Annotated in this window: 13 protein-coding genes and 1 riboswitch; of the genes, 10 read left to right on the top strand and 3 right to left on the bottom strand. The window is 41.2% G+C overall.

What is annotated here, in order from left to right:
- Nucleotides 1–43: 43 nt before the first annotated feature.
- Nucleotides 44–237, top strand: a riboswitch (cobalamin riboswitch).
- A 94-nt stretch (nucleotides 238–331) separates the two neighbouring features.
- The gene (locus tag BM192_RS02110; RefSeq protein WP_051760277.1) at nucleotides 332–2416 is read left to right on the top strand and encodes a TonB-dependent receptor plug domain-containing protein; all 2085 of its coding nucleotides are present in this window, start codon (nucleotides 332–334) and stop codon (nucleotides 2414–2416) included.
- On the opposite strand, the gene BM192_RS21105 is transcribed toward BM192_RS02110, so the two are convergent.
- Nucleotides 2393–2566, bottom strand: coding sequence for a hypothetical protein (locus tag BM192_RS21105; RefSeq protein WP_234797489.1), 174 nt, complete (start codon nucleotides 2564–2566; stop codon nucleotides 2393–2395). The genes BM192_RS02110 and BM192_RS21105 overlap by 24 nt on opposite strands.
- A 16-nt stretch (nucleotides 2567–2582) precedes the next feature.
- On the opposite strand from BM192_RS21105, the gene BM192_RS02105 reads away from it, so the two are divergent.
- From BM192_RS02105 to BM192_RS02095, 3 genes are read left to right on the top strand one after another with little or no spacing between them, the layout of a single operon-like run.
- The gene (locus tag BM192_RS02105; RefSeq protein WP_234797488.1) at nucleotides 2583–3557 is read left to right on the top strand and encodes a YncE family protein; all 975 of its coding nucleotides are present in this window, start codon (nucleotides 2583–2585) and stop codon (nucleotides 3555–3557) included.
- A gap of 11 nt (nucleotides 3558–3568) precedes the next feature.
- Nucleotides 3569–4672, top strand: a complete 1104-nt coding sequence (locus BM192_RS02100; protein WP_037444663.1) for a DUF5074 domain-containing protein — start codon at nucleotides 3569–3571, stop codon at nucleotides 4670–4672.
- A gap of 12 nt (nucleotides 4673–4684) precedes the next feature.
- The gene (locus tag BM192_RS02095; protein ID WP_037444661.1) at nucleotides 4685–5635 is read left to right on the top strand and encodes a hypothetical protein; all 951 of its coding nucleotides are present in this window, start codon (nucleotides 4685–4687) and stop codon (nucleotides 5633–5635) included.
- Nucleotides 5636–5642: 7 nt separating this feature from the next.
- On the opposite strand, the gene pepE is transcribed toward BM192_RS02095, so the two are convergent.
- Together pepE and BM192_RS02085 are read right to left on the bottom strand one after the other, a co-directional pair.
- Nucleotides 5643–6350 carry a dipeptidase PepE gene (pepE, locus tag BM192_RS02090; protein WP_037444660.1) on the bottom strand — a complete coding sequence of 236 codons (708 nt, stop codon included), beginning with the start codon at nucleotides 6348–6350 and terminating at the stop codon, nucleotides 5643–5645.
- 19 nt (nucleotides 6351–6369) lie between these two features.
- Nucleotides 6370–7413 carry a hypothetical protein gene (locus BM192_RS02085; protein WP_037444658.1) on the bottom strand — a complete coding sequence of 348 codons (1044 nt, stop codon included), beginning with the start codon at nucleotides 7411–7413 and terminating at the stop codon, nucleotides 6370–6372.
- Nucleotides 7414–7619: 206 nt separating this feature from the next.
- Between BM192_RS02085 and BM192_RS02080 the strand changes: the two genes are divergently transcribed.
- The 6 genes from BM192_RS02080 to BM192_RS02055 all read left to right on the top strand — a co-directional run bounded on the left by BM192_RS02080 (nucleotide 7620) and on the right by BM192_RS02055 (nucleotide 21269).
- A complete protein-coding gene (locus tag BM192_RS02080) occupies nucleotides 7620–8225 on the top strand; it encodes an RNA polymerase sigma-70 factor (protein WP_037444656.1) in 606 nt (201 codons plus the stop codon).
- A 75-nt stretch (nucleotides 8226–8300) separates the two neighbouring features.
- Complete coding sequence (locus BM192_RS02075) at nucleotides 8301–9611, top strand: FecR family protein (protein ID WP_051760276.1); 1311 nt, start codon at nucleotides 8301–8303, stop codon at nucleotides 9609–9611.
- A gap of 113 nt (nucleotides 9612–9724) precedes the next feature.
- The gene (locus BM192_RS02070; protein WP_081857577.1) at nucleotides 9725–13240 is read left to right on the top strand and encodes a TonB-dependent receptor; all 3516 of its coding nucleotides are present in this window, start codon (nucleotides 9725–9727) and stop codon (nucleotides 13238–13240) included.
- Nucleotides 13241–13281: 41 nt separating this feature from the next.
- The gene (locus tag BM192_RS02065) at nucleotides 13282–14793 is read left to right on the top strand and encodes a RagB/SusD family nutrient uptake outer membrane protein (protein WP_081857576.1); all 1512 of its coding nucleotides are present in this window, start codon (nucleotides 13282–13284) and stop codon (nucleotides 14791–14793) included.
- A gap of 18 nt (nucleotides 14794–14811) precedes the next feature.
- Nucleotides 14812–17553, top strand: coding sequence for a M14 family metallopeptidase (locus BM192_RS02060; protein ID WP_051760274.1), 2742 nt, complete (start codon nucleotides 14812–14814; stop codon nucleotides 17551–17553).
- 218 nt (nucleotides 17554–17771) lie between these two features.
- Nucleotides 17772–21269 carry a TonB-dependent receptor gene (locus tag BM192_RS02055; protein ID WP_051760272.1) on the top strand — a complete coding sequence of 1166 codons (3498 nt, stop codon included), beginning with the start codon at nucleotides 17772–17774 and terminating at the stop codon, nucleotides 21267–21269.
- Nucleotides 21270–21288: the final 19 nt, after the last annotated feature.

Genomic DNA, 21288 nt, shown 5'->3' with positions numbered 1-21288 from the left:
GATTAAATATATGCCTCAAGACTAAAATCCGGCACGTTTTAATTACATTTGCTTCGCTTTTGGTTCTCTATGTAAGTCGCATAAAGATTAAAAGGGAATCTGGTGTAAATCCGGAACTGTCCCGCAGCTGTAAGCTCTTTATACCAAACCCAATCTATAGTCACTGTTCTGTTCAGAGAATGGGAAGGCGGGGCAAGGAGAGCAAGTCAGAATACCTGCCTCTAGCTTTATAATTCATAGCTTTCGTGGAATGGAGCTGGAATGAAAATACTTATCGTGTTTTTTCATTTATAGTTTAAATCTGGTTTGCTGTGGGGTTACTATACCACACATGGAATTAATTGCGCTTCCTACGCTTTTAGAGCGTAAATACCTTTCTTGGATTCAGTGTTTATATTTCACTCTTTTAGTGTCGATGGTGGTGTGCTGTCCATTCACTGTATCTGCCCAGATCAAAAAAAACATCCAGGATCGCAAAGCGGATACATCAAAATTTTTCCAACTCAGACAGGTTAATATTGCTACGGTAAGGGCAGGTATACGCCATACGTCTGCAACTCCTGTCCAGTTGTTGAAAGGTTCCGAATTAACCAGACTGAATAGTTTTTCTGTTGCTGATGCACTGCGTTTTTTTAGTGGGGTCCAACTGAAAGATTATGGTGGCATCGGGGGGCTCAAAACCGTGAATGTAAGAAGTCTTGGCTCTATGCATACTGCTGTTTTTTATGATGGTGTACAATTGGGAAACGCCCAGAACGGACAGGTAGATCTCAGTAGATTTTCTTTGGACAACCTGGAGGAAATTGCCCTTTATAACGGTCAGCGTAGCGAAATCTATCAACCTGCGAAAGCGTTCAGTGCAGCGAGTTCTATTTATATGAGGTCTGCCAGACCAGAATTTAAGCCTGGCGAGCACCGGCACATTCGGGTTGGTGTGAAAAGTGGCTCCTTTGGTTTAATTAATCCTTCTGTTCGCTGGCAGGAAAAAATAAGTCCGCATTTATCTGCAAATTTAAGTACAGAATGGCTCCATGCAGACGGAAGGTATAAATTCCGGTATACTAATGGAGTTTATGATACTACCGCACGAAGAAGTAATACTGATATTACATCGGTGCGCCTGGAGGCAGGGTTGAATGGTTTAACGGCAGACAGTAGTTCCTGGTTTGTTAAAGGTTACCAGTACAGATCGGAGCGGGGGTTGCCTGGAGCCGTCGTAGCGAATAAGTTTGACTATACTCAGCGACAGTGGGACAGGAACACTTTTGTTCAGGCAGGTTACCAAACGAATGATAAAGGACGCTATAGTTTAATGGTTAATGCAAAATATGCGCATGATTACCTTCGTTATCTTGATCCTGAATATGTGACCACTTCTGGATTTCTGGATAACCGGTTTAAACAGGATGAACTCTATGTTTCTGCTGCCGGCCGCCTCCATCTGCTGCCGGTTTGGGAAATTGCCCTGTCTACAGATTATCAGATGAATAAATTGGACGCGAATCTTTACAGATTTCCTTTTCCAACCCGTCATACCATCCTGACTGCGCTAGCCTCGGAGCTGAAGTTGAAACGCTTTAATCTGCAGGCCTCCGTATTAGGAAGCTTTATACGGGACGAGGTCCGTGAGTATACGAGTGCGGGCAGCAAGCATGAATTTACACCAGCCGTGCTGGCCTCATGGCAACCATTTGATACCGAAGACTTCAGGGTCAGGGCATTTTATAAAAGTATTTTCAGGATGCCTACTTTCAACGACCTTTACTACACATTTATAGGGAATACCTTATTAAGGCCTGAATATACAAGCCAGTATAATTTTGGATTGACCTACCATCATACATTCTTGCACCAGTCTCTGGTGAGCCTGTCTGTGCAGACTGATACATATTATAACCGGGTTAAGGATAAAATTGTAGCTGTCCCCAGTCAGAATCTTTACCGCTGGACAATGTATAATATTGGGGTCGTTGGTATTAAAGGGTTGGAAGCCAATATACAAACAATATGGAATGCGGGTAACGGAGTTGGTATTCAGGCAGGTGTTAATTATACTTATCAGCAGGCCAGGGATATTACCAGCACAGAACGTTATAATTATAATATTCCTTATACACCCATGCATAGTGCTTCGCTGACCCTGGGTGCTGATTATAAAAACTTTGAATTCAATTACAGTTATATATATACGGGCGAAAGATATAATCAGCTAAGTACGGACCAGAATCAGGTGTACAATTATATGCAGCCCTGGTATACCCATGATGTTTCCGCGGGCTATAATTTCTTATTAAACAAACAGCAGTTAAAATTCCAGATAGAGATTAATAATCTACTTAACCAGGATAGGGAGATTATTGCGAGTTTTCCAATGCCCCGCCGGTTTTATCGCCTAAAACTTCAATACACGATTTAATATGAAAAAGCCCAATTCTCTCTTTATCTGCATACTTATAGCTTTTTGTATAGTTTTTTCTTCCTGCCGGAAAGATCCGTCTGTGATTCCTTCCCAGGAAGAACTCGTATTTCCTCCCAATCCTTCAAGTACATTGAAAGGAATGTTCATATTAAACGAAGGAAATATGAATATGAATAAAGCTTCTCTGGATTTGATTGATTTCCGGACAGGAAAGTATCAGCGCAATATTTATAATCAGGCAAATCCTGAAGTTACCAGAGGACTGGGCGACGTAGGTAATGACATCCTGGTTTATGGGTCTAAGCTCTATGTGATTGTGAATGTGTCAAATAAACTGGAGGTTCTGGATGCTAAAACAGCTAAAAGAATTAAACAGATCGATATTGTCAATTGCAGATACATCACGTTTAGTGAAGGTAAGGTATATGTGAGTGCCTACCTGGGTAAAGTGGGAGATGCTTCTGCGACACAGGGAATTGTGGCCCAAATTGATACAACAAGTTTAACTATAGAAAAGAAAGTAAATGTAGGCCGGCAGCCCGAAGAAATGGCCATAGTCGGTCGAAAATTATTTGTCGCAAATTCTGGTGGTTATAGTCCGCCGGATTATGAGCGTACATTATCAGTGATTGACCTGGTCTCTTTTAAAGAAATCAAGCGAATTGACGTAGCTATTAACCTGAACAGGGTAAAGGCAGATCGTTATGGTGATCTTTATGTAACCTCACGTGGTGATTATTACGATACCCCTTCCAAATTGTTTGTTATTGATACTCAAAAAGATGCTGTTAAAAAGGTGTTCGATATCGCTGCAAGTAATCTCTGGATTGATGATGATATTGCATATCTGTATGCGAGTACATGGAGTTATCCTTTACAAAAAAACACCATTTCATACACGATGATTAATGTAAAAGATGAAACGGTAATGGACCGCAAGTTCATAAACGACGGGACAGAAAAAGAAATTCTTGTTCCTTATGGAATTAACGTAAATCCTTACACGAAAGAGGTTTATGTAAGTGATGCCAGGGACTATGTTACCCCAGGTAAATTATACTGTTTTGATCCTGCAGGAAACAAAAAATGGTCAGTGACAACAGGGGACATCCCCGCACATTTCGCATTTATAAATTAACCATAAATAATATGAAAACAAAACTACCCTTATTAAAGACGGCTATACTTAGCGTTTCAATTTGTCTGATTGGTTTGAGTTCTTGTAAAAAGGATCATACCGAGATTGAAAGAGAGAGATACACAACGGGCATATATGTGCTGGGTGAAGGTACGGTCGGAAACAATAACAGTGCAATATCTTTCTATGACGTGGAGAAAAATTTAACCGTGGTTGATTATTACAAACAGGTAAATGGAATCGGGCTGGGTGAGACAGCGAATGATCTGCAGCAATATGGTAGCAAAATGTATTGTGTAGTATCTGGTATTCAGGGTGAGAAAAAATCATTTGTCGATGTGATGGAATTATCAACAGGAAAGTCTATCAAAAGAATCTCTTTTAATACGGAGACTGATGGAGCTATTCCACGTTTTATTGCATTCTATAAGAATAAGGCTTATGTTTCCCGTTATGACGGGAAGGTTAGCCGGATTGATACCGCAAGTCTGACAATCGACGGAGAGGTAATGCTAAGTGAAGGTCTGGAAGGTTTGGCAGTAGCTAATGGTAAATTATATGTGGCGAATTCTTCTCACAGGTTTTACCAGGAAAAAGGAGCTAAAAACAAAGTTTCTGTAATTGACCTGCTTAATTTTAAAAAGATCAAAGACATCGAGGTGAACAATAATCCGGTGAGTGTCGCTGCAGGTGAAAATGGTCAGGTTTTTGTCGTGACTGTAAATGATTATATTATCGGTAATGCTCCATCTCTTGATCTAATAAACAGTACAACAGATACGAAAGTAAGTTCATTCCCATATGATATCGGATCGATTGCAATTCAGCAGAATATAGGATATGTCGTTACAGATCCTTACATGAATGCACAGGTAAAACCTCTGGACCTGAATACTGGTGCCTTAGGTAGCCCGCTGATTACTGATGGTACATCAATTAAGACGTATTATGGTTTAAGTATTAATCCGCTTAATAATGAGGTGCTTGTTTCTGATGCAAACGGATACGGTACAACCGGCTTCGTTTACGCTTTTGGAACTGATGGTAAGAAGAAGTATGAAGCCACTGTTACCGGACTGCCGAAACATGCAGTTTATCTATACAAGACAAGATAATAAATTATAAAAATGAAATTTTTGTTAAAATCTTTAGCCCTGACCGCGATCTGCGGTCTTGGCTTCAATTCCTGCAAGAAAGATCAGCAGGAAACTCCGGAAAATTTCAGTCCGTTTATCAGTCAGGTATTTGCTTATGTTCCTGCGCCGGGGCAGTTTGTTAATGACCCCTCGTCTGGTACGGCGGAAAAGGCAAAAGATCTGATAGGCGGTGTAGATAATGGGCTGGTTTCATTAGGCGCCTATGGTGGTTATATCATTTTTGGTTTTGACCACAGCATTAAAAATGAATCTGGTCCTGATCTGGGGATTTTTGGTAACCCTGTTACTATAAATGGTGCAGAATGGTCTGAACCTGGCATTGTCATGGTAATGGAGGATACCAATAAAAATGGTCTGCCGGATGATACATGGTACGAGATTGCCGGAAGTGGGCACGCTGCCACCGGAACAATCAAAAAGTATGAGATTACCTATTACAAGCCGGATAAGTTGCAGGATGATATCAAGTGGACGGATAATCAGGGTAAAAGCGGATTTATTCTTCGGAATGCTTTTCATACCCAGGCTTATTATCCGGTTTGGGCGAATGAGAAGGCATCTTTTACTTTCAATGGAACATTACTTGAAAACACCTTCAAAGATGGGGGAGTGTTGAGCAACAAACCTTTTGATTTTGGCTATTCGGACTCTGGGTCAGCAGAATATTTAAGACTTCAGGAGACCAGGGGCAGAGGATATAATGCTTTTGATATCGATTGGGCAATGACCGAACAAGGTGAGCAGGCTAATCTTAAAAAGATTGACTTTGTAAAAGTATATACCGGCCAGAATCATAATGGAAGCCCGGTAACAGATGCAGCTAATTCAACAGCCCGGGTTACCGGAGAAGTATCCACAGAGGTTGCAGGAGCCGTAGACATCAGATTGTATAATAAGTTTTTTAGCCCGATTCCACAGTAACATTTAATTATTGCAGATGATCCATTGCAGATCCGGGTTCCAGCTCTGCTGCTTCCTGCCCTGGTAAAAAAATACGGGTGCTGTGGATGCCTTCCGTGGTTACTTTCCCTTCTTTTACCCTGATCCAGCTTCCTTCCCTTAGACCCGCAACAGGTGTGGAGTTAAATACATGGAACTCTTTAATTCTGGTCTCCCGGGTTTCTCCATTGTGTTTTAGTCCGCTATCCGGATCCAGATAATGTGCATTAATATTAAAATTAATTAAACCCATAGTCCTGAAGTCAGGCGGATAGACGATAGGCATGTCATTGGTGTTCTGCATATTTATACCGCCTATATTACTCCCGGCGCTGGTTCCAAGATAAGGTTTGCCGGATTCCGCGGCGTCTTTTAGTTCAGCCATTAGATCCAATTCGTGAAGCTGTTTGACTAATAGAAATGTGTTTCCTCCCCCTGTGAAGAATCCTTTGGCCTGCCGGATTGCCATTTTTTGATCGTCAAAAGTATGCAGTCCCTTAACTTTGATATTTATTGTTTCGAAGAATGAGACTGCTTTCGCAGTGTATTCATCGTGAGTGAGACCTCCTGGTCTGGCATAGGGGATAAAGATTATTTCGTTTGCCTGTTGAAATAATAATTCAATCTCAGGCTTAAGGTAGGCGAGATATTCCTCCCCAAAAAGGGAGGAGGTACTTGCCAGAAGGATGTTTTTCATCTGTTTTATTATCTTTTAATTATAATTTAACCTGTCGTATGATATTTTTAATATTCAGTTCTACCAGGTCAGTCATGGTCTCGCATTCCAGGTAATCCTGATCTTCGAAGTGCCTGGCCATCCCATTTTTAAGGGTTTCAATATTTTCTGGTGTGGTGAGTATCTCTGTATTGGATACATCTCTGAGGTCCCGGAGCCTGTGCCGCTCACTGCGTACACGGTGGAGGATGGAAGATTTCTCTTCCTGCTGATACTGTTGAAAAGTTTTATCACTAAGGTGTTCCATACATAATTTAACGTAGGGAAGGTTCTCCTTGAAAAACTGGGCCATATAAATTTTGATATTTCCTTCATAAAACTGCTGATCAAAGTCAATAGCCCTGATCCGGAATTGTATGTCGTCAAAATCAGGTGTAATCTGTACGACGAAGTTATAAGCGCGCATGTCTCCCAGAAGCATAACCAGGCAACGTTCGTTGAATTTGACAAATTCCTTCGCTATCCGGGTCGGGTTATATTCCGGGTTTTCTAAATAACCTTTTGCGAAGACATCTCCCGGAATACCGGCAACATGTTCTTCGATCAAAGTTTCTCCGTCTACCAGATAATTGACTTGGTTTGGTGAGAGTATTTCTTCCAGCTCCAGTCCATAAATCCTGGATGCATCGGCTTTCTTTACGTAGAAATAATCATATACGTCATTTAACCTGTTAACTATTCTGATTCTGAAAGGATTTGTATTGCCAAACGTGCAGTATTCGATCTTATCTATATACTTGTGCTGAACGATTCTAAGGTTTCCAGATGCCTTTAAATTGGCGTAGATCACCTTTAGGCCATTGTGGATATGCTCAATACGGTCTGAGGCGTATATCGGGCCTTCCCATAATGAATCTTTTCCATGCTTATCCATTATCGGATAAGATTCATCAAAAACCAGAAGATCATTGTAGGTTATTGGAAGTTTCGAATCGCGCTGGTAAGATTTAAGGTACTTCTGCAGCGCCGCACTTACTGGGTAGATCGGTTTCTTCTTCGATATTCTTACATCAGTGGGTTCCATAGAATTTGTTTTGCGCCAATTTAGTGTTTTTAGCAATTATTAGTAGAACTACATTAATTACCATGTACATTTTTTGACTGTATTTTCCTTATTCATAAGGTTCTTTTTCTTTATTGTAATACGACTAAATTGTTACATGCTTAAATTATAACTCATCTGCTTTTACTCTATATTGACAATGTTTATATATTATTTCTGCATGAGCCTTGGGACTGAAACCTTTAAATAATGAATCATATCTCCTGAACAGGATAGCTCAAGACGACGAACTGGCTTTTGAGGATCTGTTTATGGGCTACCATCATCAATTAGGGGAATATATATTAATGTTAACGCACTCCCAGGAGCTTACTGAGGATATTGTTCAGGAAGTTTTTCTGAAAGTATGGATCAATAGAGAAAAACTAGCTGAGATTAGTAATTTTAGTTCCTATCTTTTTATTTTAACACGGAATTTTACTTTGAACAGCCTTAGAAAGATGCTTAATCATCATAAGTATCAGGAATATTATAAGCAACAATTCGATGATACAGAACCTGCAGAAACCCCTGCAGATAATCTGAATAGTAATCCTGATATTCAGGTTCTGGTAGATCAGGCAATCGCTCGCCTGCCATCTCAACAACAAAAGGTCTTCTTACTCAGAATGCAGGGTTTAAAAAATCCGGAAATTGCTGATAAAATGCAGATATCAACAGATTCAGTCAAAAAATATCAGCAATGGGCACTTAAATCAGTGTCATGTTACGTTAAAAGCGGTAATATTTTATACTCTTTACTCTTATTAATGTGCTATCTGGAAGATTTGTAAAAAATATCACTTTCTGATATCCACTTTTTTAGCCTTTAGTGTCTTTATAGTAACAAGCCCCAGGTAACTGGTGAAATGTTTCAAACAGACGCTCATATGGTAAATACCCGGATGTCCTTATTGTTCCAGCTTTATCTCGCTAATCAGGCCCGGCCTGAAGAGAAAGCCGAACTGCTTGCTATGCTTGCAGATCCTGAACATGAAGAGGAAGCCAGGGAATTATTGGGTGAGGCATGGAATGAATTTGTTCCCTCAAAAAAGATTTTTACCCCTGCGACAAGTAACCAGATATTACGTAATATCATGGAAAGCAGTCAGACTCCTGTCGTTTCAATAGGAAGAAGCTGGAACATAAAAAGAGCATTCACAGTTGCTGCTGCGGTGTTTATACTAATTTCATCAGGAATATGGTGGCTTTTGACGCCTGCGACACTGCCGGAACGGAAACTCGTGGTTGCGAATACTATAACTCCGCATGTAAAAGTGGCAGACGCAGTTCCTGGAGGTAATAAAGCTATGCTTACTTTGGCTGATGGTACGCAGATTACCTTGGATGACATGTCTAATGGAAAAATCGCAAGCCAGTCTGGTATTAGTATTACCAAAGCTGCGGACGGACAATTAATTTATACATCCTCCGGCAGTAATCATGAAGAACGCCATCTCGCAGAAAGTCAGATCAATACTATTTCTACTCCAAAGGGTGGTCAGTATCAGATCAATTTACCAGATGGAAGTAAGGTTTGGCTTAATGCAGCCTCTACTTTGAAATTTCCGGCAATTTTTTCCGGGAATGAAAGAAGGGTAGAGCTAAATGGAGAAGCCTATTTTGAAATCAGACCGTTACTTAATAAAGAAGGCAGACAACCATTTAAAGTAGTGACCAGGGAGGGTGGCAAAAATCAGGAGGTAGAGGTATTAGGTACACATTTTAATATCAATGCTTACGGGAATGAGAAGTTTATGAAAACCACATTACTGGAAGGCAGTGTGAAAGTAACAAATTTAAATATTTCGGACAGTGATATCCTCCGGCCCGGTCAGCAGGCTATTTTGAAAGGAAACCAGATGAAAATTGCCTCTGTAGACCTGGATGAGGTTATGGCATGGAAGCATGGGAATTTCCGTTTCAATAATCTCAGTTTGGTTGATATTATGAAGCAATTGGAAAGATGGTACGACGTAGAAGTTGACTATGCTCATCTGCCTGAAACCCGTTACCAGGGGTTTATTTCTAAAAACGTTACACTTTCCCAGGTACTTGATATGCTGGAGCTCACCGGAAGCCTGAAATTCAGAATTACAGAAATGGCAGACGGCAAGGGGAAAAGGATAGAGATTAATCGAGCTAACACAAACACAAACATAAATGTCAAACCTAATTAATATGCCTATGTAAATTTAGCTCTACTTCAACCAGAATTGGGGATTAACCATCCTGATTCTTCAGCCAAAATCAAAACACCTAATTAAAAACTAACCAAAACTAATTTTAGCGTATGAATTTCCGTGTCGTAAACACTTGGATGTCCCGCTGTTGTGTACCCAGCAAAATCAATTCAGCATTTATTAATAATCTGCTGAAAGCCAAAAAACTAACTATTTTTATTCTCGGCATTACCGTATTTCAGGTGAATGCTAAAAGTCAGGTGAATAATATCACGATCTCTGAAAAGAATGTGATGCTTGATAAAGTTCTACAGAAAATACGAACGCAAAGTGGCTGCAGCTTGCTTTATAACGAAGAATTGATTGCAACTGCTAAACCTGTGTCTATTGATGTAGCTAATGTCTCTCTGGAGGAAGCACTCAATGAATCTGTAAAAGACCAGCCTTTTACTTATGTTGTTAAGAATAATACAGTACTGCTTACCCCAAGAAAAACAATTGTTAAAAATGTACCGCCGATAGATGTCCGAGGTAAAATCGTTGACGAAAAAGGATTGCCCTTACCAGGTGCCTCTGTGAAGGTGAAGGGTGGCGGACAAGGTACAATGACAGATCAGAACGGTGCCTTTGCATTTAAAGGTCTTGCTGACGACGCTGTCTTGCTTATTTCCTTTCTTGGTTATCAGACTAAAGAGGTTAAAGCATCTGCAAATCTCGGGACTATAGCATTGAGTCCAGATAACTCCGATCTGAACGAAGTGGTTGTAATCGGATATGGAACGCAGAAGAAATCTGAAACCACGGGCAGTCTTTCCAATTTAAAAGGAAGTACCCTTGCGGACCAGCCGGTAGCAAGTTTTGAAAGTGCGCTGAACGGTCGTGCAACGGGAGTTAATATGACCGCAAACGCCGGTGTAGTTAACCAGGCTCCTGTATTCCGTATCCGTGGTGTAAACTCATTATCGTTGAGTTCTTATCCTTTGATCGTGGTAGATGGCGTGCCAACCTTTACCAATGAAAATGAATCTAATCTGGGCTACGCTGCTACAAATCCGCTGTCTGCAATTAACCCTGCAGATATTGAGAGTGTAGATATTGCCAAAGATGCGGCAGCAACCAGTATATATGGGAGCCGTGCAGCAAACGGAGTCGTATTTATCACGACAAAAAAAGGTAAACAGGGTGCTGCAAAGATTAACTTCCAGAGCTCTGTAGGTTTTAGTAATGCAAACCGGTTGCCTAAATTGTTAAACGCTGCGGAATATATCGAGATTAAAAATGAGGGCCTCAAAAATGAAGGTACTTTTAATCCAGAGACAAATTATTACGGATTATCATACGATGCAGCAGGTAACCCTATTGATACGAGATGGTATGACTATATCTACCAAACAGGTGTTTCGAATAATAATAACCTTAATATCTCCGGAGCTACCCAAACGACAAAATATTATGGTTCAGTTGGCTACACCAAACAGGACGGTATTTTCAGAGAGAATAAATTCGACAGAAAGTCTGCAATGTTCAATGTTGACAATAAAACGAATTCCTGGTTAAGTCTGGGTGCGAAAATTAACTATGTCAATGAAAATAATGCGTCGGCAATGTCTACCGGGGCGGCAGGAAACTCCTCTGCATCGGGCGCTATGTCCAGACTGGCATTAATTAATTCGCCGATTGTAAGTCCGTATAATAATGACGGTTCTTATAATAATACTTCAAATGGATACCTTGGGATTCAGGATAATACCGGACATCTAAACCAATCGAGATTAGGTTTCTATAACCCTGAAGTATCACTGAATACCAATTATTCCAGAAATAAGGTAAATAATATTCAGTCCAATGCATATATCCAGGTTAATCCGTTGCCATGGCTGGCTGTGAAGTCAATTTATGGTATTGATTATAGGTATACAACTTATGAAAACTACTACAGCCCTGTCAGTGGTGAGGGGATAGCTACAAATGGTAGCAGCAGCAGCGCGAATTCGACGAGAGAGAGATGGGTGTGGACAAATACTGTCACCGCAGACCATGTGTTCGCGGATCATCACTCATTTAATGTCTTGTTAGGTCAGGAACAGCAGAAGACCAATGGTAATCAATTTGGATTACAGCGTCAGGGGCAGTCAGATCCTTTATATTCAAATATTCAGGGCGGATGGCAGAATGTATTTGCCTATAACACAGATAATCAGGTTTATGATAATTATCTGTTCTCTTTGTTCTCCCGTTTGCAGTATAACTTTAAGCAGAAATACTATGTGACAGGTAACTATAGAATGGATGAGTTCTCTGCATTAGGCCCTAATAATAAAAAAGGTACTTTTTGGGGTGTTTCTGCCGGATGGGAAATTATGAAAGAGGACTTCTGGTCTGGTTCTGTACTGGATAAAGTATTCAGCAACTTAAAAATCAGGGCGAGTTACGGTAAAGTTGGTAACATCGGCGGACTAACGGATTTCGGAGCTCTAAATACTTATTCTGCTAACTTGTATGGCGGGCAGCCAGGTCTTGGCTATTCAGCTGCCGGAAATCCGGATCTTAAATGGGAGACCAGTAAGAAAACGGATATTGGTATTAATTTCGGCTTGTTAGGTGGGAAACTGAATGGTGAACTTGCCTATTACAAAAACAATATCGACGGACTGATTTTCGGTGTACCGCTGCCTCCGTCTGCAGGTATCCCTAACTCAACAAATAACAGTATTCTGCAAAATGTAGGTACAATGTATAATCAAGGTGTTGAATTCTCCCTGAATGGTGCGCCGGTCAGAACGGATAATTTCACCTGGAACAGTTCATTTAATATCACTACTAATAAAAACAAAGTCACTTCCCTTGCCGATGGGGTGCCAAGTATTATCGTGGGCAGTGTGGATACTTATAGTATTACACTTCCGGGGTATGCAGCGGGCATGATCTACGCAATTCGTACCGGTGGTATTGATTCGCAAACCGGCAGAAGAGTCTTTATTAACAGTGAAGGACGTAAAGTGCTCTATCAGCATGTAGTTACACCTGGCGGACCTTCTGCTTACCAATGGTCTTATGAAGATGGGTCTCGTGCACCTGCTATTACACCTGCAGCAGATGCTGTAGCTTATAAAACTTCAGCAGCAAAAATGTTTGGTGGCTGGTCAAATACCTTCCAGTACAAACAGTTTGAGTTAAGCGTTCTGTTAACCTACCAGATGGGCGGGTATATGATGAATGGAACACAGGCGACTATGCGTGATCAGCGTTTCTGGAACAACTCTGTGGATGTATTAAATCGCTGGAGAAATCCTGGTGAAGTAACTAATATCGCAAGGGTAGTAAATGGAGATAATGTTTCGAGCGGAAACTCTATGCCATTGGACGTTAACGTAAGTTCTACTGACTTCCTACGATTGAAAAACGTGATGTTATCCTATAATTTGCCTAATGATTTTCTAAAAAGGATCAAAGTAAGCAATGCGAAAGTATTCGTCAGCGGACAAAATCTTGCTTTGTTAACGAACTACACAGGTTTAGATCCTGAAGTAACGACGAATGCGAATAATGCAATCACTCAGGGAATGGATAAAAACCAGAGTCCGAATGCAAGAACAATTACTGTTGGGTTAAATTTTGGTTTCTAAACCATTAATCGGATCAGAAAACGCTAATTAAAAAATTGACAATGAAAAGATCGACACACTTATTTAAATATAAATTCAGCTTCAGGAAGTTAATGGTATTCGGTACCTGTCTGATGCTGCTTTCTGCCTGCAAAAAAAATGAACTCCTTAACCCGGATCCTACCACACTGATTACTGACGCAGCTGCGTTCAGTACTGCACCCCGGATTCAGAATCAGGTAAACGGACTTTATTTTACACTTAAAAAGGGACGCTTTCTGGGAAGCTGGTATACGATTGCCAGTGATATCCGGGCCGGAGATTTTATTTGTACCAATTTGAATGCAGCGACAGGTGCAACTACTTATCAATTGCTGAATCAAACGACAACGAATGACGTCGTTCAGATCTGGGAGTTTGGTTTCCAGGCTATTAATGCTGCCAATGTGTTTATTGATGGCATGAACAACACCGGTACGGCAGTAGTAGGTGCAGAGACCGCTGCGGCTTATATTGCAGAAGCGCGGTTAATTCGTGCACTCGCTTACTATAATCTGTTACAGCTTTATGCAAGACCATATTTGGATGGTGCAGGCTCTAAACCAGGACTTCCTTTACGTCTGGAAGGTAATAAGCAACCGGGTAATTATAACCTGGCAAGAAGCAGCGTAAAAGAAACTTATGCACAAATTCTACAGGATCTGGACTTTGCAGAGGCAAACCTTCCGGCTAACTATGCCTCGGCCGTTCTGAACACAACCAGAGCACATAAAAATACAGCTATAGCCCTGAAAACCCGTGTTTTTCTCAGTATGCAGGATTATGCAAAAGTAATTACCGAAGCAAACAAAATTGTTTCAGCGGGAGCGCCTTTCACCACTACAAGCGGTGTGAAAAATGCATTGGAAGCTGACGTGAAAAATGTATTTACAGCGCCTTATACTTCCGATGAATCAATTTTCTCTATGCCTTTTTCCAGTAATGATGCACCGGGCCCCGCATTAGCTGGTTATTATTTGCCGGGTACCAGGGATGGAGGAACAACTTCCAGCAATGGTGCAGGCGAATACTCGCTGAACCCTAATGGAATTGTTGCTGATCCGGATTGGTCTGCTGCTGATGCAAGAAGGTCTTTTTTGAAGATCGGACCTTCTACTAAAAAAACATGGTTGTTTAAGTATTCTCAGGCAGCACCTTATCTGGATTATGCGCCCGTAATCAGATATGCGGAGGTTCTACTGAACCTTTCGGAAGCATTAACAAAAAGTACTTCCAGTGTGGACAGCAGAGCCGTTGCTTTATTGAATGCTGTGAGGAACCGGTCCGATAAAAGCAAAACTTATACTATTTCTAATTTTGGCAGTGCTACGGAATTGACCAAAGCGATTATAAAAGAAAGACAAATAGAATTTTTGGGAGAGGGAATCAGAAATAGTGATATTATGAGGTTAGGATTAGACATTCCGGCAAAACCTGTACATTCTGTACCTGCAGCAGATCCTTCTTCACCTAACTATATTTTCCCGATTTCGAATGACGAATTGATTCTGAATAAATTAATGGTAAATAACTAATTATTAAACAAACAGACGATGATGAATTGCAAACACCTTTTATACGGTATGGCCCTAAGCGCATTGATATGTGCCGGGCCGGTAATGGCCCAAACCATTCCTAGTCCTAAGGAACATTTCGGATTTAATATCGGGGATGATTATAGCCTGGCCAATTACACCCAGGCAGAGGCTTATTTTAAGAAGCTGGCCGCCGCTTCTGACCGGGTATTACTCCGCGAAATAGGGAGTACAGAGGAAAACCGTAAGCAATATGTGATGATCGTTTCTTCACCTGCCAACTTGAAGAAGATTGACAGATATAAAGAAATCTCCCAAAAACTAGCAAGAGCAGAAAACCTGACAGACGAGGAAGCCGCAAAGCTGTCCCTTGAAGGTAAGCCAGTGGTTTGGATTGATGGAGGGTTACATGCAACAGAAACTGTGGCTACCCAGCAATTACTCGAGACCTATTATCAGCTGGTGAGCCGTAAGGACCCTGAAACAATGCGCATTCTGGATGACGTGATTATACTCCTCTCTCAAGTTAATCCGGATGGGCAGGAGTTGGTTTCAAACTGGTATATGCAGGGTAAAGACTTGTCTAAACGGAATATGAATATACCGCGTCTATATCAGAAATATATTGGGCATGATAACAACCGTGATTTCTATATGATGAATATGAAGGAGACGACAAATATCTCCAAACAGCAATATGTAGAATGGATGCCGCAAATCATTTATAACCATCACCAGACCTCACCTGAGGGAGCGGTGGTTGCGGGGCCTCCATATCGTGATCCTTTCAATTTCGCTTATGATCCTTTACTGATTACCGGCATTGACGGCGTTGCAGCCTCAATGATCAACAGGTTGAACGCAGAAGGAAAACCAGGATATACCCGTTTAAGCGGCTCTGTTTATTCTACGTGGTGGAACGGTGGACTCAGAACAACACCATATTTCCATAATATGATTGGTATCCTCACAGAAACTACAGGAAACCCTACACCATCAAAAATTGCCCTGGTACCGGAAAGGTTAATCCCTAATAATGCAACACCATATCCGATAACCCCGCAGGAATGGAAATTCAGAAAGTCGATTGATTATTCTGTTTCTATGAATTATGCAATCCTGGATTACGCGAGCCGAAGCAGCGATAAATTGCTGTATAATATTTACGTAATGGGACGTAATGCTATTCAGAAAGGTAATCAGGATAATTGGACTTTACAACCGAATTATATCGCTTCTATTAATGCGGCTTACGAGAAAGATAAGAAAGCTGGGCTGATTGCGAAGAGCGAATCTGTCGGTCGTGGTGGTCCTGAAATTCCAATGAAATATTATGACGACGTGCTTAAAAACCCTGCTCTGCGTGACGCAAGGGGCTATATTATTCCGGCAGATCAGTCAGATTTCCCGACCGCAGTAAAATACATTAATTCTTTGCTGAAATCTGGAGTTCTGGTAGAGCGTGCAACGGCTGCTTTTAGCGTTAATGGCAAAAACTATCCTGCGGGATCTTATATTGTTAAAACTAATCAGGCATTCCGTCCACATGTTCTTGATATGTTTGAACCACAAGATCACCCTAATGATTTCCAGTATCCCGGAGGTCCTCCGGTTCGTCCTTACGACGCAGCAGGCTGGACTTTAGCTTTCCAGATGGGTGTTCAGTTCGATCGTATTCTTGAAGGTTTTGAAGGGCCTTTCGAGCGCGTGGCTTATGGTGAGCTTCAAAATGCACCGGCAGCTAAAGTTACGCCATCGGCTGGTGGTTATCTGTTAAGTGCTGCGGTTAACAACTCGTTTATAGTTGTTAATGATTTACTAAAAGCTGGTATTGAAGTATCGAGAATTAACAGTGCACAGGACAAGATGCCTGCGGGTTCATTTTATGTGCCGGCTAAAGGTCTGGCAATTTTGCAGAAATCAGGTGTAGAATTCGGGACAGCAGCTACTGGTGTAAAAGGTAAGCCAAATGGTGCTGTTAAAATCACTCCAGCAAAAATTGCCTTGTTCGACCAATACGGCGGTTCTATGCCATCCGGTTGGGTACGTTGGATTATGGAGCAGTATCACTTTGCCTTCCAGTTGGTTTATCCAAAAGATATCGACCAGGGAAAATTACGCAGTAAATATGATATGATCTTGTTCATTAGCGGAGGTATTCCACCTGTGGGCAGAACTGAGCCGGTATGGGGCAGAATGCCCAAGGAAGATGAAGTACCTGCAGAATTCCGCGGCTGGTTAGGAAGCATCACACCAGATAAATCCATTCCACAGCTTAAAGCTTTCCTGGAAGAAGGGGGTAACATAGTTACTATCGGCAGCAGTACAAATTTGGCTTATCATCTAGGTCTGCCTGTTAAGAATGCACTTGTAGAGACTAAGGACGGTAAGGAAGTAAACCTGCCAGGTGATAAATTTTATATTCCGGGTAGTATTCTCCAGGTTAATGTAGATACCAGTCTGCCTTCTAATTGGGGAATGCCCGCAAAAGCAGACGTGGTCTATAACAACAGTCCCGTATTTCACTTCGCTGATGGGGCAGAAGCACAGGGTATTAAACCTTTAATCTGGTTCGGTAAAGAAGATTCGCTGAGAAGCGGGTGGGCATGGGGACAAAGCTACCTTAAAGACGGTGTGGCAGCTTTTGTTGCACCAGTAGGTAAAGGTAAACTTTACGCCTTCGGACCAGAAATCACTTTCAGAGCTCAGTCTCACAGTACCTTTAAACTGCTCTTCAATGAGCTTTATCTAAAAAAATAAACCACCAATTCTAAACTCCTTTTAAGGTTGTCCCCTGCCGTTTTTTAAACAGCAGGGGGCTTCATGGAAGGTCTTTGCCCTGATTTTTGAAAAAAATTAATTGATAAGCCTATGTAACAGGAACCAGACACAGCACACACAGGCGGTCTAACCAACTGTCAGATTCATCTACCTCTACCTTATGTAATTTATCTATAATCTTCTAAACCAGTAGCATTATGAATTTCTATTTATCCAATGCCCTCATACGTTGTTATCAGGAATACAGGAACAGGAAAGCTGTTTTTCATAACAAAATAAGTTTAATCGGTAAACTTAGCGTGATGATTGTCAGCACCACCATTTTGCAGGTGAATGCCAGCGGGCAAGTCAATAATATCACTTTATCAGAAAATAATGTACCCCTGAATAAGGTACTCGATGAAATTAGAAAACAAAGCGGTTATAAATTACTGTATAATGCGGATATGCTCGATAAAGCGCATCCCGTTACGATTCATATGGAGAACCGTTCTCTGCGTGACGTGCTTGACCGCTCGATCAGCGACCAGCCATTTGAATATCAGTTGAAGAATAATACCATATTGATTACACCCAAAGCAAATGCTTTTATGGATGTAAGGGGTAAAGTGCTGGACGAAAGAGGAATGGCGCTCCCTGGAGCTTCTGTTAAAGCTAAAGGAACATCTTTAGGTACAATGACCGATGCAAATGGAAATTTTGCATTAAAAGGCGTGGAAACAGGCGCTACGTTGGTGATTTCATTTGTTGGGTATCAGCCTAAAGAGGTTAAAGCAGCAGCAAACGTGATAGTTAAGTTAGAGCCTGATAAATCAGATCTGAACGAAGTGACTGTAATTGGATATGGCGTTCAGAAGAAATCTGAAGTTACAGGAAGTATCTCGAGCGTTAAGGGAAGTGCACTTGCTGAGCAACCTGTAGCAAGTTTTGAGAGTGCTTTGAATGGCCGCGCGACTGGTGTGAACATGACAGCTAACGATGGTGTTCTAAATCAGGCACCTACTTTCAGGATCAGGGGGACAAATTCTCTTTCTTTAAGTTCTTATCCGCTTATTGTTGTAGATGGGGTTCCTATGTTTACCGAAGATGTTAGTGTCGGGGGAAATGCAGCTTCCAATCCCTTATCAGCAATTAATACGAATGATATTGAAAGTATAGACATTGCAAAAGATGCGGCAGCGACGAGTATCTATGGAAGCAGGGCGGCTAACGGTGTTGTTTTTATTACTACTAAATCAGGTAAAAAAGGGAAAGCTAAGTTTTCATATAATGCCTATTATGGAAATAGTAAAGCTACCCGTCTTGCTGAAGTGTTAAATGGAGCGCAGTATCTTGAAATTAAGAATGAAGGTTTAAAAAATGCCGGGACTTATGATCCAGTGAAAAACTATTATGGCACTTCACTGGATGCAAATGGTAACGTGATTGACACCAGATGGTACGACTACATATTTCGCACCGGTAATTCTCAAAATCATAATATCAGTTTGTCTGGTGCAAATGATGCAACTAAGTATTATTTTTCAGTAGGTTATACCGATCGTCAGGGTATTCTTAAAGGTAACGATTATGAAAGGAAATCTGTTAGTTATAATGTAGAGCATAAGGTAAATAATTGGTTTAAGGTTGGTTCCAAAACTAATTATAGCAGCGACGAAACCTCAGCAATCCTATCAACTGGTACCGGGGTTAGTTCAGTATCTTCGAACTCCGTAGCTTACCGGCTTGGCTTTATTACTGCACCGATAGTCGGACCATATAATGCCGACGGCACATTTAATGTTATCGGGCAGAATGTCGGGATTATGGATAACGCAGGTCACCTGACTTCAACCGCACGTCTGGGATATACCAATCCGGTTCTGAGTTTACAGGCAAATAGTGACAATACTTCTAATAACTACATTCAGTCCAATATATATGGTGAAATCACACCGCTACCCTGGATTACTTTCAGAACGGCATATGGCGTGAATAACATGTACAGCAGAACTAATCGTTATTTTGATCCGCGTACCAATGAAGGTATGAGTTCAAATGGAAGTGCGACAGGCGTTTCAGCGAAGAAGGAAACAAATGTCTGGACTAATACGCTAACGGCAAACAGGAAATTTAAAGAACATTCATTCGACCTGTTATTAGGTGAAGAGGAGCAAACCACAAACGGAGACAGGTTCGGGATAAATCGTTCTAATCAGTCGGATCCGTTTTATACGGATATACAAGGTGGATTCGGTAACGTGGCGGTTAGCAATACAGCGAATCAAAAATCTTATAATTACCTGATCTCTTTATTCTCACGTGTTCAATATAACTATGCAAGGAAATATTTCCTGACAGCGAATTTCAGACGTGATGAAGCATCTGTACTCGGTTTACAAAATAAAGCAGGTAATTTCTGGGGTTTCTCAGGTGCATGGGAATTGAATCAGGAAGGCTTCTGGGCAAATTCTGCGATGTCGAAAGTGTTCGACTCTTTTAAATTTAAAGCGAGCTATGGCAAGGTTGGAAATCTTTCTGGAATTGGCGATTATGCAAGTTTATCGACCTATGGTGCGAACCTGTACGGTGGATTACCGGGACTTTATTACTCGGCAGCAGGAAATCCGGATTTGCAATGGGAAACCAGTAAGAAAACAGACCTTGGTATTAACTTCAGTATGTTTAATTACCGTTTAACAGCAGATTTATCCTATTACAAAAATAATATTGATGGTCTGATCTTCGGGGTGCCGGTCCCGGCATCGGCCGGTTTGCCTGGTGCTAATCAGAACACAGTGCTGGCGAACGTAGGCAGTATGTATAATACTGGTATTGAGCTGTCACTGAACGGCGTGCTCATTAAGAAAGATGATATTGGATGGAATACAAACTTTAATATTTCTTATAATAAAAATCAGGTTAAATCGCTCGCTCCGGGTGTGTCTAGTTTGATTATCAACGACGTTGGAGGGTCTTCCGGAATGGTATCTATCTCTCTTCCGGGCTCGCCTGTTGGAATGATCTATGCAATCAGGACTGATGGCGTTGATCCTGAAACCGGAAGAAGGATTTTCCTGGATGGCTCGGGCAGAAAAGTTTATTATGAGCAAGTGCCTGCCGCCGGTCATAATCAATGGGAGTATGAAGATGGATCTATTGCGAAGGCGGTAACTACAACCGATGACGGTGTTATCTATAAAAACACCAATCCGAAATTCTATGGTGGTTTGTCTAATACATTCCGCTATAAGAACTTTGATCTAGATGTTATGCTAACCTATCAGTTCGGCGGTAATATGTATTATGCTACCCAGGCTTCTTTGATGGATTACCGATTCCAGAATAATGATGTTAAAGTTCTGGACAGATGGCAGAAAAAAGGTGATATCACCGATGTGCCGAAAGTACAGGACGGAGACATTACTTCATGGGGATATTCTTTACCGATTACCGCAAATGTATACAAAAGCGATTTTGTGAGATTGAAAAATGTGACGCTTGGGTATGCATTACCTAAATCTGTAATGGAAAAAGTTAAAATTGAAAGTGCCAGATTTTATGTAAGCGGCCAGAACCTGGCAATCATTACACCGTATCCAGGTGCAGATCCTGAAGTGACCAGTACCGGCAATGCGACTGCAACGCAGGGATTCGATAAGAATATGACGCCAAATGCCAGAACATTTACGCTGGGTGTACAAGTAGGGTTTTAATTAAAAATATGAATTGCTC

Origin of the sequence: Pedobacter antarcticus (assembly GCF_900112985.1) — a bacterium.
Taxonomy (GTDB): Bacteria; Bacteroidota; Bacteroidia; order Sphingobacteriales; family Sphingobacteriaceae; genus Pedobacter; species Pedobacter antarcticus.
Note: the sequence above shows the minus strand (reverse complement) of the source record. Positions and strands in the feature narration are given on the sequence as shown.

What these genes read in the sequence shown, in the direction of transcription:
- BM192_RS02085 (WP_037444658.1), bottom strand. Translation starts at nt 7,413, where the DNA reads ATGGAACCCACTGATGTAAGAATATCGAAGAAGAAACCGATCTACCCA.
- BM192_RS02065 (WP_081857576.1), top strand. Translation starts at nt 13,282, where the DNA reads ATGAAAAGATCGACACACTTATTTAAATATAAATTCAGCTTCAGGAAG.
- pepE (WP_037444660.1), bottom strand. Translation starts at nt 6,350, where the DNA reads ATGAAAAACATCCTTCTGGCAAGTACCTCCTCCCTTTTTGGGGAGGAA.
- BM192_RS02060 (WP_051760274.1), top strand. Translation starts at nt 14,812, where the DNA reads ATGATGAATTGCAAACACCTTTTATACGGTATGGCCCTAAGCGCATTG.
- BM192_RS02105 (WP_234797488.1), top strand. Translation starts at nt 2,583, where the DNA reads ATGAATATGAATAAAGCTTCTCTGGATTTGATTGATTTCCGGACAGGA.
- BM192_RS02055 (WP_051760272.1), top strand. Translation starts at nt 17,772, where the DNA reads ATGAATTTCTATTTATCCAATGCCCTCATACGTTGTTATCAGGAATAC.
- BM192_RS02110 (WP_051760277.1), top strand. Translation starts at nt 332, where the DNA reads ATGGAATTAATTGCGCTTCCTACGCTTTTAGAGCGTAAATACCTTTCT.
- BM192_RS02070 (WP_081857577.1), top strand. Translation starts at nt 9,725, where the DNA reads ATGAATTTCCGTGTCGTAAACACTTGGATGTCCCGCTGTTGTGTACCC.
- BM192_RS02100 (WP_037444663.1), top strand. Translation starts at nt 3,569, where the DNA reads ATGAAAACAAAACTACCCTTATTAAAGACGGCTATACTTAGCGTTTCA.
- BM192_RS02075 (WP_051760276.1), top strand. Translation starts at nt 8,301, where the DNA reads ATGTTTCAAACAGACGCTCATATGGTAAATACCCGGATGTCCTTATTG.
- BM192_RS21105 (WP_234797489.1), bottom strand. Translation starts at nt 2,566, where the DNA reads ATGAACATTCCTTTCAATGTACTTGAAGGATTGGGAGGAAATACGAGT.
- BM192_RS02095 (WP_037444661.1), top strand. Translation starts at nt 4,685, where the DNA reads ATGAAATTTTTGTTAAAATCTTTAGCCCTGACCGCGATCTGCGGTCTT.